We start from the raw sequence: 12,609 nt of genomic DNA, 5'->3' as shown, positions 1-12,609 counted from the left end.
TAGCCGCCGCTGTCCAGGTGCTCGGCGTCGATCCGGTAGCCGCCCTCCCCGCCCTCGCGCCAGGGCCCGGTGACGCCCACGCCGGTCCGGCGCAGGCCGTCGGCGCCGGCCACCGTGTCCAGGTCGAAGCCGGGGCTGGACGCCGGATCCTTGCTGAAGAACTGCAGCACGCCGCCAGAGGCGTTGCCGTACAGCGCCGAGAACGGGCCGCGCAGCGCGACGACCTCGGACAATGCGCGCAACGGCACGTGCGAGACCTGGCCCTGGCCGTCGGGCATCGTCGCCGGGATGCCGTCGACATAGATGCGCAGGCCGCGCACGCCGAACGTGGTGCGCGCGCCGAAGCCGCGGATCGTCACCTGCACGTCCTGGGCGAGGTTCTGGCGTTCGCGTGCGGCCACGCCGGGCAGGCGCTGCAGGTAGGCCGCAACGCCCACGCCCAGCGGGGCGACCGTGTCGCCCGCGTCGACCACGTCGATCGAAGCCGGCACCGACGTCGACGGGCGCTCGCCGACCGCGACCACGCCGGGCAGGCCGGTCACCTCCTGGTCCTGGGAAAACTCCTGGGCAAACGCCGGTCCGGCCGCGATCCATATCGCCAAGGCCCACGCTGTTCCCGAATGTCGCATTCAGTCCGGTTCCCTGGATTCTTCACCGGCACGCAATGCCCGGCTCGCTATACCTGAATGCATTCCATGCCATGGCCGGAGGGAAGATCATGCGAAACCATAGCAGCAACACCACCACCGAAGACCTGAAGACCATTGCCCAGGACATGCTGCGCATGGGCAAGCATTGGGCGCAATCCGCCCAGGGCTGGCTCGACCAGCGACGCTGGGACATGCAGGACGGCGACAGCTTCCGCACCCATGGCTTCAGCGCCGCCGATGCCGGCAGCGAACCGGTGCGGGGCGGCTATCGCGGCGTGGGGCCGCGCGACTACGTGCGCGCCGACGAGCGCATCGTCGAGGAGATCAACGAGCAGCTCACCGATGCCGACGACCTGGACGCCAGCGGCATCACCCTGAAGGTGGAGAACGGTATTGCGACCCTGGGCGGGAGCGTGCCGCAGCGGCGCATGAAGCATCGCGCCGAGGACATCGCCGTGGCCTGCAACGGCGTGCGCGACGTGCGCAACGAGATCCAGGTGAACACGCTGTAGAGCGCGCGCCGGCGACACGAAAAGAAAAGGGCCAACGGATCACCGTTGGCCCTTTCGACTGCATGGCGCGCCCGGAAGGATTCGAACCTCCGACCCCCAAGTTCGTAGCCTGGTGCTCTATCCAGCTGAGCTACGGGCGCAGAAGCGGAATTGTGCGGAACCGGGACCGGTCCCGTCAATCGTATTGCTTGAAAAACTGGCGGAGACTGAGGGATTCGAACCCTCGATGGAGCTTTTGACCCCATACTCCCTTAGCAGGGGAGCCCCTTCGGCCTCTCGGGCAAGTCTCCGGCGAGCGCGAAAGGATACCGGGTCGCTACCCGCGCGGCAAATTGTCCTCGCCGGCGCCGGTCTCGGCCTCGTCCCCGCGCTGGATGCGCTGGTAGATTTCCTCGCGATGCACGGCCACATCCTTGGGCGCGGTGATGCCGATGCGCACCTGGTTGCCCTTGACGCCGAGCACGGTGACGGTGACGGAATCACCGATCATCAGGGTCTCGCCGACACGGCGGGTCAGAATCAGCATTTGAACGTCTCCATGGGCCAGCGATCCGGCGCTGGCTGCAACCGTTTCCGTAAACCGTCGAGGATACTACCGGTCGGAGCGCCCATGCGACCCGGCTGGAAGTCACGTTCACCCCATATTGCTGGTGTTCAGTCAGCCGACCCTTTGTGCGACCCACGCGTCGACTTCGCCCAGCGCCGCGACCAGCGCCGGCCCGTCCTCGCCGCCACCCTGGGCCAGGTCGGGACGGCCGCCGCCCTTGCCGTTGGCCTTGCTCGCCACGTACAACAACAGGTCGCCGGCCTTCACCTTGCCCAATGCGGCGCCACTGACGCCTGCAACCAGCGCGGCCTTGCCTTCGCTGGCGCCGGCGAGGATGACGACCGCATCGCCCAGCTGCTGTTTGAGCCGATCGACCGCTTCGCGCAGCGCCTTGCCATCGAAGCCCTCGAGCCGCGCGGCAAGCACGCGCACGCCTCCCACTTCCTTGGCCCTGGACGCCAGGTCATGCGCAGCGCCGCTGGCTGCCTTGGCCTTGATCGCCTCGAGTTCGCGCTCGAGCTTCTTCGCGCGCTCGACCAGGGCTCGCAGCTTGTCCCCGACGTCGGCGACGTTGCCGCCCAGCAGCTGCGCCGCCTCGTGCAGGCGCGCTTCCTCCCTGGCGACATGGGCCAGCGCCCCCTGCCCGCTGACGGCCTCGATGCGGCGCACGCCCGCCGACACGCCGCCCTCGGACACGATCTTGAACAGCCCGATGTCGCCGGTGCGGCCGACATGGGTGCCACCGCACAGCTCGATCGAGCCATCGCCCATGCGCAGCACGCGTACCTGGTCGCCGTACTTCTCGCCGAACAGCGCCATCGCGCCGAAGTCCAGGGCCTCCTGCATGCCCATGTGGCGGATCTCGGCCGCGTGGTTCGCCCGGACCTCGGCATTGACCCGGCGCTCGATCTCGGCAAGCTCTGCCGGCGTGACCGGCTGGAAATGCGAGAAGTCGAAACGCAGGCGGTCGGGCGCGACCAGCGATCCCTTCTGCACGACGTGGTCGCCCAGGACCTGGCGCAGCGCCGCGTGCAACAAGTGGGTCGCGCTGTGGTTGAGCACGGTGGCGGCGCGGCGCTGGGCGTTGACCGCGCCCAGCAGGCGCTCGCCGCGGCGCAGGGTGCCGCTGACCAGGCGGCCGGCGTGGCCGTGGAACTGGCCGGCCAGCTTCAGCGTGTCCTCGACCGCGAAGCGCGTGCCCTCGGCGTCCAGTTCGCCCGTGTCGCCGACCTGTCCGCCGGACTCGGCATAGAACGGGGTGCGGTCGAGCACGACGATGGCTTCGTCGCCCGCCTCGATGGCATCGACGGGACGACCGTCCTTCAACAGCGCCAGCACCTCGAGGCCACCGGCGTTCAGCATCTCGTAGCCCAGGAACTGCGTCGGCGGCAGCTGCGAGGCGAGCTCGGCAGGCAGCGTCGCGCCTCCGCCGAACTTGCCGGCGGCGCGCGCGGTCTCGCGCTGCTGTTCCATCGCCGCCTCGAACCCGGCCATGTCCACCGACAGCCCGCGCTCGCGCGCGATGTCGGCGGTCAGGTCGACGGGGAAACCGTAGGTGTCGTAGAGGCGGAACGCGTCCACGCCGGGGATGGTGTTCGCGGCCTTCACCGCATCGCGCGCGGCAACCTCGTCGAAGATGCGCATGCCGTGCTCGAGCGTTTCGCCGAAGCGCTCCTCCTCGGCGCGCAACGCGGACTCCACCAGGGCGCGCTTGGCGGCCAGTTCCGGATAGGCATCGCCCATGGTCTCGACCAGCGGCTCGACCATCTTCCAGAAGAAGTCCCCGCGCACGCCGAGCATCCAGCCGTGGCGCAACGCGCGGCGGATGATCCTGCGCAGCACGTAGCCGCGGCCCTCGTTGGAAGGCAGCACGCCGTCGACGATCAGGAAGCTGCACGCACGGATATGGTCGGCGATCACGCGCAGCGACTTGTTGTCCAGGTCGCTGGTACCGGTGAGCCTGGCCGCAGCGGCGATCAGGTGCCGGAACAGGTCGATCTCGTAGTTGCCGTGCACGCCCTGCAGCACAGCGGCGATGCGCTCCAGGCCCATGCCGGTGTCGACGCAGGGCGCCGGCAACGGCAGCAGGGTGCCGTCCGGCTGGCGGTCGAACTGCATGAACACCAGGTTCCAGACCTCGATGTAGCGGTCGCCGTCCTCGTCGGGCGAACCCGGGGGGCCGCCGGGAATGTGCGCGCCATGGTCGTAGAAAATTTCGGTGCACGGACCGCAGGGGCCCGTGTCGGCCATCTGCCAGAAATTGTCGCTGGCGTAGGGCGCGCCCTTGTTGTCGCCGATGCGGATGATGCGGTCGACCGGCACGCCGACCTCGTCGCGCCAGATCGCGTAGGCCTCGTCGTCGTCCTGGTACACGGTGACCAGCAGGCGCTCGGGTGCCAGCTTCCAGACACCGGTCAGCAACTCCCAGGCCCAGGCGATCGCGTCGCGCTTGAAGTAGTCGCCGAACGACCAGTTGCCCAGCATCTCGAAGAAGGTGTGGTGGCGCGCGGTGTAGCCGACCTGGTCCAGGTCGTTGTGCTTGCCGCCGGCGCGCAGGCAACGCTGCACGTCCACGGCACGGACGTGGCGCGGCTTCTCCGCCCCCAGGAATACGTCCTTGAACTGGACCATTCCGGAATTGGTGAACAGCAGGGTTGGATCATTGGCCGGCACCAGCGATGCCGAGGGCACGACGGCATGGCCGCGGGCAGCGAAGAATTCAAGGAAATCGCTGCGGATTCCGGAGGTGGTTTTCATCCGGAAAAGGTTATCAGACCTCGTCGGGATCGAAACGTATCGCTGCCCGGACGCAGTCCCCGTCGAAGCCCCTGCGCAGCAGGAAATCGGCTGCCTTGCGCCGGACCGGAAGCAGTTCGAGCTCGGGTCCGAAGCGGCGGCGGGCGAGCTCGCGGGCCCGTCCCTGCCAGTCGTCCTCGCCGGCTTCGGCCAGGGCGGCGAAGGCTGCGGCGATGGCCGCCTCGTCCATGCCGTGGCTGGCCAGCTCGGCACGGATCCGCAACGGCCCCTGCCCGCCCACGGCACGCGAGCGCGCCAGGCTGCAGGCAAAGCGCACATCGTCCTGCCAGCCCGCCTCGGCCATCTTCGTCACCGCGGCGTCCGCCTCCTCGGCGGCGACGCCCCGGGCCAGCAACTTGCGGGTCAGCTCGGGACGGGAGTGCTCGCGCCGCACCAGCAGCGCGAGCGCCTTTTGCGCCGGCGTGGTCTCGCGCCGTGGCCGCCCCACCCGCGATTACTCCGCGTCGGCGTCGTCGCTTTCCGGCTCGGCTTCGGCCGGCACGAACTTCTCGCGCAGGGTGGCCTCCAGCGTGGCGGCGATTTCCGGGTTGTCCTTCAGGAACTGGCGGGCGTTCTCCTTGCCCTGGCCGATGCGCTCGTCGCCGTAGCTGTACCAGGCGCCGGCCTTCTCGATCAGGCGCGCGTCCACGCCCATGTCGATCAGCTCGCCCTCGCGGGAAATGCCCTGGCCGTACAGGATCTCGGTCACCACCTGCTTGAACGGGGGCGCGAGCTTGTTCTTGACCACCTTGATCCGGGTCTGGTTGCCGATGATCTCGTCGCCCTTCTTGATCGAACCGATGCGGCGGATGTCCAGGCGCACCGACGAGTAGAACTTGAGCGCGTTGCCGCCGGTCGTGGTCTCCGGGCTCTGGCCCGGCATCATGATGCCGATCTTGTGGCGCAGCTGGTTGATGAAGATCACCATGCAGTTGCTGCGCTTGATGTTGCCGGTGAGCTTGCGCAGCGCCTGGCTCATCAGGCGGGCCTGCAGGCCGGGGAGCTGGTCGCCCATCTCGCCCTCGATCTCGGCGCGCGGGGTCAGCGCGGCGACCGAGTCGACCACCACCATGTCCACGGCGTTGGAGCGCACCAGCATGTCGCAGATCTCACGCGCCTGCTCGCCGGTGTCGGGCTGCGACACCAGCAGGTCGTCGACGTTGACGCCGAGCTTGGCGGCATAGGTCGGGTCGAGCGCGTGTTCGGCGTCGACGAAGGCGGCGGTACCGCCGCGCTTCTGGCACTGGGCGATCGCCTGCAGGGTCAGCGTGGTCTTGCCCGAGGACTCCGGACCGTAGATCTCCACCACGCGGCCCTTGGGCAGGCCGCCGATGCCCAGCGCGATGTCGAGCAGCAGCGAACCGGTCGGGATCACCGGGATGACTTCGGCGACGCGGTCGCCCATGCGCATGACCGATCCCTTGCCGAACTGCTTTTCGATCTGGGTCAGGGCGGCAGACAGGGCGCGCTTCTTGTTCTCGTCCATGGTCGGATCCTCGGTAGGTTTTTGTCGGGTTCGAGGCAAGCCTAGGGGGCTGCCATCGCAGAAGTTGCGACTTGCATCGCCGTCGCGCTATCGGGAAATGCCGCGTTCAACGGTTCGGCCTCACCAGGCCGCAGTACAGGCCCTCGATGGCGAAGTCCTGGCCCGGCTGGACCTCGATCGGTGCATAGTCGGGATTGCGGGGCAGCAGCCGGATCCGGTCCTTGCCGACCTTCAGCAGCTTGACCGTGATCTCCTCGTCGATGCGCGCGACCACGATCTGCCCGGAACGCGCGTCGCGGGTCCGGTGCACGCCGATCAGGTCGCCGTCGAAGATGCCCTCGTCGCGCATCGAGTCGCCCTTCACCTTGAGCAGGTAGTCCGGCGCGGGCGAGAACAGCACCCGGTCCAGGATCAGCATCTGGTCGGAGCCATGGGTGTCGGCACCGATCGGCGCACCCGCGGCGACCTGGCCCAGGACCGGCAGGTGCAGGGCATCGTCGTCGTTGCCGGCGGGCGCCCGTTCCTGTTCCAGTTCCAGCGCCAGCGACTGCTGCGGCCGCACCGGCGCCTGCAACAGGCGGATGCCGCGGGCGCGCCCGGGCACCCGCTCGATCGCCCCCGCGGCTTCCAGCGCCTCGAGGTGGTACTGCGCCGCGCGCACGCCCTTGAAGCCGAAGGCGCGGGAAATCTCCGCCTGCGAAGGCGGCATGCCCTCGGCCTCGATGCGCTCGGCGATCAGGGCCAGGATGGCCTGCTGGGTGTCGGTCAGTTCCATGGTTAGTAGTAATACTACTAACGGCGGATGACTGTCAACGACCGCGGCTTGCGCCGCTCCACGCCTACCGGCTGAAGGGCTCCAGGCCGCCCAGTGCCGCGGCCACGGTCTGGCGGCGCACCGCCTCCCGATCGCCCTGGAACCGGAACACCTGCGCCTTCGGGTAGCCCCCGCGCCGCTTCCATGCGATCCAGACCGTGCCCACCGGCTTGTCCACAGTGCCGCCGCCCGGCCCGGCGATGCCGGTGACCGCCACGGCAACGCTGGCGCCCGAATGCACGAGTGCCCCGGACACCATTTCCAGCACCGTTTCGCGGCTGACCGCGCCGAACGCCTCCAGGGTCTCCGGGCGAACACCCAGCAACGCCTGCTTGGCCTCGTAGCTGTAGGTGGCCAGGCCGCAGTCGAACCAGTCCGACGAACCGGCGATGTCGGTCACGACCTTGGCGATCCAGCCGCCCGTGCAGCTTTCGGCCGTGACCAGGGTCAGGCGGGCCTCGCGCAGGCGCGCGCCGGTGGTTCCGGCGAGCGCCTGCAGTTCGGCGTCGGTTGGGGCTTGGATGTCGGAGGCGGCCATGGTTCCAGTCTACGGAACCGGCCGCCTTCCGGCATGCCCCCTGCCGTCAATAGCTCACGCGCAGCGTGGCCCCGTACATCCGCGGTGCGCCCAGGAAGGCGTTGAACGTGTTGAACGGATTGTTGGGCAGCGGCGAGACGTTCTGCAGCGGCCCGTCGAAACCGACCTGGACGTATTCGGTGTCGGCCAGGTTGGTGGCCCACAGCTCGAGCATCCAGCGCCCGTTTGCCGAACCCAGGCCGACCCGCGCGTTGAGCACCGTGTAGGCGTCCTGGTACTTCTCGACGTCGAGGTCGGAGCCGGTGTTGTAACCGGCCATGTACTTGCCGCCGAGATTGAACCGCATCTTCAGCCCATTGGACAGGTCCCGGTCGTAGCTCACCGAGGCCGAACCCGACAGGTCGGGCGCGAACGGCATGGTGGCGCCGGGCAGCTTGTACAGCGCACCGGTGGGCTCGACGAAATCGCCGCCCGGGATGTCGTCGCCGAAGGTGGTGTCGGCGTACATCAGGCCGCCCTGGAACATCAGCCCCGGGATCGTGCGCGGCTGCCACAGCAGTTCCGCATCCACGCCCTTGGACGTCACTTCCGGGATCGAGCGCACCACGAAGCTGGTGCCGAGGAAGCTGTTGAGCTGGAAGTCCTCGTACTTCTGGTGGAACAGCGTGGCATTGAACAGCAGCGAGCCGTCGTTCCAGGTGGTCTTCAGGCCGAGCTCGTAGCTGTCGACGAACTCGCCAGGGAACGAGGTGTCGTTGACCGGCAGGATCCCCGCGCCGCCGCTGGACAGGCCGCTGCTGGACTGCACGCGGTCGAGGTTGAAGCCACCGCCCTTGTACCCGCGCGCGCCGGACAGGTAGGTCATGACGTTCTCGTTCCAGCGGTACGCGGCCTTCAGCGTGCCGGACCACTCCTTCTCCTCGCTCGACTGGCGGGTGTGGCCGCCGATCGGGTTGCCGCCCTCGTCCACGCGCATCACGTGCATCGGGTTGGCCCACGGCAGGCAGCCGTAGCCGATGATCTGCGGGATGACCTGCGGCAGGGCCGCTGCCGGCACGCCGCGCGCCATCAGCGCGGCGGCGATGCGCGCCTGGCCGTTGACCGGGTCGAGCATCGCGGAGCAGCCCGGACTGCCATTGGGATTGCTGTACCACGAATCGAGCGTCTTCTCGTCGCGCGTGTAGCGCGCGCCAACGGTGATGTCGAGCGCGTCGGTGGCGTGCCAGGTGTTGTTGGTGAACAACGCCGTGCTCTTCGCGTTCTGCTCGTAGGTGTCGAGCGCGCCGAGCCCGGCGAACACGCTGCCGAACGGGCGGCCCGTGGCATCGGCCAGGAAGGTCGGCGCATTGGGCAGCTGGGCCAGCGCCGGATTGATCAGCGACAGCAGCGCGATCGACAGGTACGGCTCGTAATGCGCGCCGATGCGGTAGGTTTCGGTCCGGTCCAGGTCCTCGTCGGAATAGAACAGTCCGAACATCCAGTCCACCCTGTCGGTGGCGCCGGTGAGCCTGAATTCCTGGCTGAAGGTGCGGAAACCGGTGAACGACTCGTCTTCATCCGGGTTGCGGTACAGCACGTCGGCGGTGCTGAAGTCGTAGTCCAGGCCGTTGATGGCCTCCCAGTTGCGCGACGCGGTGATCGAGGTCAGGGTCGACCCCCCGAACCAGGGGGCCTCCCAGTTCACTTCCGCCGACACGCCGCTGTCCTTGATGTCCTGCGAGGTCGGCCGATTGCTGTACGCCACGCGGTCGAAGGGATCGTCGCCGGGTGCGGCGACCGCCTTGCCGCCGACCAACGCGTTGAGGATGCCGGCGGTGGCGCCCACCGTCGTCTGCACGGCCGTGCAGCAGTTCTCCTCGCGGCTGGTGAAGTCGCCGGAGACCAGGATGTCCAGCGCATCGCCCGGTTCGAACAGGAATTTCACCCGCGCCGTGTGGTAGTTCTGGTCGTAGTCCTCGTCGTTGGCGCGCGGGCCGGCGCCGGTGCGCACGTCCATCCAGCCGTCGCGCGTGCGCTTTGCCCCGTACACGCTGAAGGCCGCGCCTTCGCCGAGCGCATCGTTGTAGCTGGCGGCCAGGCCCATGGTGCCGTAGTCGCCGGCGGTGATCTCGGCCTCCACGTTCTGCACATGGCTCGGGCGCCGGGTCACGACGTTGATCACGCCGGCCGAAGTGTTCTTGCCGAAGACGGTGCCCTGCGGACCCTTCAGCACCTCGATGCGCTCGATCTGGCCCAGGTCGCCGAAGCCGACGCTGTTGCGCGGGCGGTAGACGCCGTCGATCACGATGCCGACCGAGGATTCGAGGCCGACGTTGTCGCCCACGGTACCGATGCCGCGGATGCGCGCGGTGGTGATCGCCTCGCTCTGGGTGCTGGTCACGGTAAGGCCCGGGACCAGGACCTGCAGGTCCTTGATGTCGTGGACGCCGGTGTCCTGCAGCAGTTGCTGGTCGAGGACCGTCACCGAGATCGGGACGTCCTGCAACACTTCCTCGCGCTTCTGCGCGGTGACGGTCATGGTCGCCAGCGTCGTCACCTTGTCCGCCTCGTCCTGGCCCCCGGGCGCGGCCTGCGCAGCCTCCTGCGCCTGTGCGGAGAGCGCCATGGACAGGCAGGCCGCGAACACCGCGGCGGCGAGCGTGTGGCGTTGCAGTTTGCGGTTTGCCATTTCTTGTTTTCCCCCAAAGAAAATCGGATGAGCGCGCGGGTGCGCGCGACGCCTGCACTCGACAATCAGCCCGGCAACCTGCCCGCCGGATTCCATCCGCGACCCTCGTGGGGGAAAGGCCGCTGGCCCCCGCTTCCCCGCGAAGGCCCCATACGGGGACGTATAGCACAGGGTCGGTTTTTTCGCACCGGTGGTCCGGCAGGGCACCGGCCGTTGGCGAGGCGATACCATGGCGGGCCGCCGGCGCACCGGCCTGCCTGCCGCCCATGAAAGTACAGACCCCGGAACACACGCCCCTGATGCGCCAGTTCTTCGCCGCCAAGGCGGAGCATCCGGACGTGCTGCTGTTCTTCCGCATGGGCGACTTCTACGAACTGTTCTACGACGACGCGCGCAAGGCGGCGAAGCTGCTCGACATCACCCTGACCCAGCGTGGGTCCTCGGCGGGCCAGCCGATCCCGATGGCGGGGGTGCCGGTGCACGCGTACGAAGGCTACCTGGCGCGGCTGGTGGCGCTGGGCGAATCGGTGGCGATCTGCGAGCAGATCGGAGATCCGGCCGCGTCGAAGGGACTGGTCGAGCGCAAGGTCGTGCGCATCGTCACCCCGGGCACGGTCACCGACGAGGCGTTGCTGAGCGAGCGTCGCGACACCCTGCTGCTGGCCGTCGCCCGAGGCAGGCAGGGCTACGGGCTGGCCTGGGCCGACCTGTCCAGCGGCCGCTTCCTGGTCAACGAAGTCGCCGGCGACGATGCCCTCGAGGCCGAACTCGCGCGCCTGGAGCCGGCCGAACTGCTGCTGCCGGACGAGGACGGCTGGGCGCCCCACGTGCTCGAGCGCAACGGCCTGCGCCGCCGGCCGCCGTGGCTGTTCGACGCCGACAGCGGACGCCGCCAGCTGCTGCAGTTCTTCGGCCTGCACGACCTCTCCGGATTCGGCATCGAGGACAAGCCGCTGTGCATCGCTGCCGCTGCCGCCCTGCTCGGCTACGTCGAGGAAACCCAGAAGCAGCGGCTGCCGCACCTGACCGCGATCGCCACCGAACCGTCGGACGAGGCGATCGCGATGAACGCGGCCACGCGCCGCCACCTCGAGCTGGACACGCGCGTCGACGGCGACACCCGCAACACCCTGCTCGGCGTGCTGGACACCACGGTGACGCCGATGGGTGGCCGCCTGCTGCGGCGCTGGCTGCACCGCCCGCTGTGCGACCGCACCGCGCTGGGCGAACGCCACCACGCCGTCGCGACCTTCATCGACAGCCGTGCTTGCGACGACCTGCGCGAACAGTTCCGCGCACTCGGCGACCTGGAGCGCATCCTGTCGCGCATCGCCCTGTGCAGCGCCCGCCCGCGCGACCTGAGCACGCTGCGCGACGGCCTTGCCCTGTTGCCGGCCGTGAACGCATTGCTGGCGCCGCTGGATTCGCCGCGCCTGCAGGCGCTCGCCGCGGAGCTGGGCGAACACGGAGAGCAGGCGCACCTGCTGGCCTCGGCGATCGTCCCGCAGCCACCGCTGCTCGCCCGCGACGGCGGCGTCTTCGCCGACGGCTACGATGCGGAGCTCGATGAACTGCGTCGCCTGTCGACGCACGCGGACCGGTTCCTCGTCGACCTCGAACAGCGCGAGCGCGAGGCGACGGGCATCGCCACCCTCAAGGTCGGCTACAACCGCGTCCACGGCTACTTCATCGAGATCAGCAAGGGCCAGTCCGGCAAGGCGCCGGCGCACTACACCCGCCGCCAGACTCTCACCGGGGCCGAGCGTTACATCACCGAGGAACTCAAGCAGTTCGAGGACAAGGTGCTGTCGGCGCGCGAGCGTTCGCTGGCGCGCGAGAAGCTGCTGTACGAGCAGCTGCTCGAACAGCTCAACGAGGACCTCGAATCGCTACGTCGCTGCGCCTCGGCGCTGAGCGAACTCGACGTGCTCGCCTGCTTCGCCGAGCGCGCGCAGGCCCTGGACTGGTCGCGGCCGCGCCTGGTCGACGCGCCCTGCCTGCACATCGAGGCCGGTCGCCATCCGGTGGTCGAGGCCGTGCGCGACGAACCGTTCACCGCCAACGACCTGGTGCTGGACGACGCCACCCGGATGCTGGTGATCACCGGGCCGAACATGGGCGGCAAGAGCACCTACATGCGCCAGAACGCGCTGATCGTGCTGCTCGCGCACATCGGCAGCTTCGTGCCGGCGTCGCGCGCGGAGATCGGCCCGATCGACCGCATCCTCACCCGCATCGGCGCCGGCGACGACCTCGCCCGCGGCCAGTCGACTTTCATGGTCGAGATGAGCGAGACCAGCTACATCCTGCATCACGCCACCGACCGCTCGCTGGTGCTGATGGACGAGATCGGGCGCGGCACTTCGACCTACGACGGCCTTGCGCTCGCCGACGCCTGCGCCCGCCACCTGGCCGGCAGCAACCGCAGCTACACGCTCTTTGCCACGCACTACTTCGAACTGACCGCGCTGGCCACGCCCGGCAGCGGCATCGCCAACGTGCACCTGGACGCGGTCGAGCATCGCGCGCAGGACGGCACCGAGTCGCTGGTGTTCATGCATGCGGTCAAGGACGGCCCCGCCGACCGCAGCTTCGGCC

Annotated in this window: 10 protein-coding genes and 2 tRNA genes; 2 read left to right on the top strand and 10 right to left on the bottom strand. The window is 68.9% G+C overall.

Annotated elements, in window-relative coordinates:
- On the bottom strand, positions 1-602 hold a 602-nt coding region (locus QAA18_RS00650), incomplete at its 3' end, for a TonB-dependent receptor plug domain-containing protein (RefSeq protein WP_279410231.1).
- Between the two features lie 116 nt (positions 603-718).
- On the opposite strand from QAA18_RS00650, the gene QAA18_RS00645 reads away from it, so the two are divergent.
- Entirely contained in the window at positions 719-1,162 is a 444-nt protein-coding gene (locus tag QAA18_RS00645) for a BON domain-containing protein (RefSeq protein ID WP_279410229.1), read from the top strand.
- A 63-nt stretch (positions 1,163-1,225) separates the two neighbouring features.
- On the opposite strand, the gene QAA18_RS00640 is transcribed toward QAA18_RS00645, so the two are convergent.
- From QAA18_RS00640 to QAA18_RS00600, 9 genes are all read right to left on the bottom strand, one after another.
- Positions 1,226-1,302 (bottom strand) — tRNA-Arg (locus tag QAA18_RS00640).
- A gap of 57 nt (positions 1,303-1,359) precedes the next feature.
- Positions 1,360-1,452: transfer RNA gene (locus tag QAA18_RS00635), tRNA-Ser, on the bottom strand.
- A gap of 26 nt (positions 1,453-1,478) precedes the next feature.
- The gene (gene csrA / locus QAA18_RS00630) at positions 1,479-1,688 is read right to left on the bottom strand and encodes a carbon storage regulator CsrA (protein WP_279410227.1); all 210 of its coding nucleotides are present in this window, start codon (positions 1,686-1,688) and stop codon (positions 1,479-1,481) included.
- Between the two features lie 132 nt (positions 1,689-1,820).
- Entirely contained in the window at positions 1,821-4,466 is a 2,646-nt protein-coding gene (gene alaS, locus QAA18_RS00625; protein WP_279410225.1) for an alanine--tRNA ligase, read from the bottom strand.
- A gap of 13 nt (positions 4,467-4,479) precedes the next feature.
- Complete coding sequence (locus QAA18_RS00620) at positions 4,480-4,953, bottom strand: regulatory protein RecX (RefSeq protein ID WP_279410223.1); 474 nt, start codon at positions 4,951-4,953, stop codon at positions 4,480-4,482.
- 6 nt (positions 4,954-4,959) lie between these two features.
- Complete coding sequence (gene recA, locus QAA18_RS00615; RefSeq protein ID WP_279410221.1) at positions 4,960-5,991, bottom strand: recombinase RecA; 1,032 nt, start codon at positions 5,989-5,991, stop codon at positions 4,960-4,962.
- Between the two features lie 106 nt (positions 5,992-6,097).
- Positions 6,098-6,766 (bottom strand): transcriptional repressor LexA, encoded by a 669-nt coding sequence (gene lexA, locus QAA18_RS00610; RefSeq protein ID WP_279410219.1) that lies wholly within the window; start codon positions 6,764-6,766, stop codon positions 6,098-6,100.
- A gap of 64 nt (positions 6,767-6,830) precedes the next feature.
- A complete protein-coding gene (locus tag QAA18_RS00605; protein ID WP_279410218.1) occupies positions 6,831-7,343 on the bottom strand; it encodes a CinA family protein in 513 nt (170 codons plus the stop codon).
- Positions 7,344-7,389: 46 nt separating this feature from the next.
- A complete protein-coding gene (locus QAA18_RS00600) occupies positions 7,390-10,011 on the bottom strand; it encodes a TonB-dependent receptor (RefSeq protein WP_279410217.1) in 2,622 nt (873 codons plus the stop codon).
- A 266-nt stretch (positions 10,012-10,277) separates the two neighbouring features.
- Between QAA18_RS00600 and mutS the strand changes: the two genes are divergently transcribed.
- Positions 10,278-12,609: DNA mismatch repair protein MutS (gene mutS, locus QAA18_RS00595; protein ID WP_279410215.1), on the top strand; the 2,332-nt coding region annotated here is incomplete at its 3' end.

Origin of the sequence: Luteimonas sp. 8-5, from assembly GCF_029763755.1 — a bacterium.
Taxonomy (GTDB): domain Bacteria; phylum Pseudomonadota; class Gammaproteobacteria; order Xanthomonadales; family Xanthomonadaceae; genus Cognatiluteimonas.
This window is presented reverse-complemented; position numbering and strand designations above follow the sequence as displayed.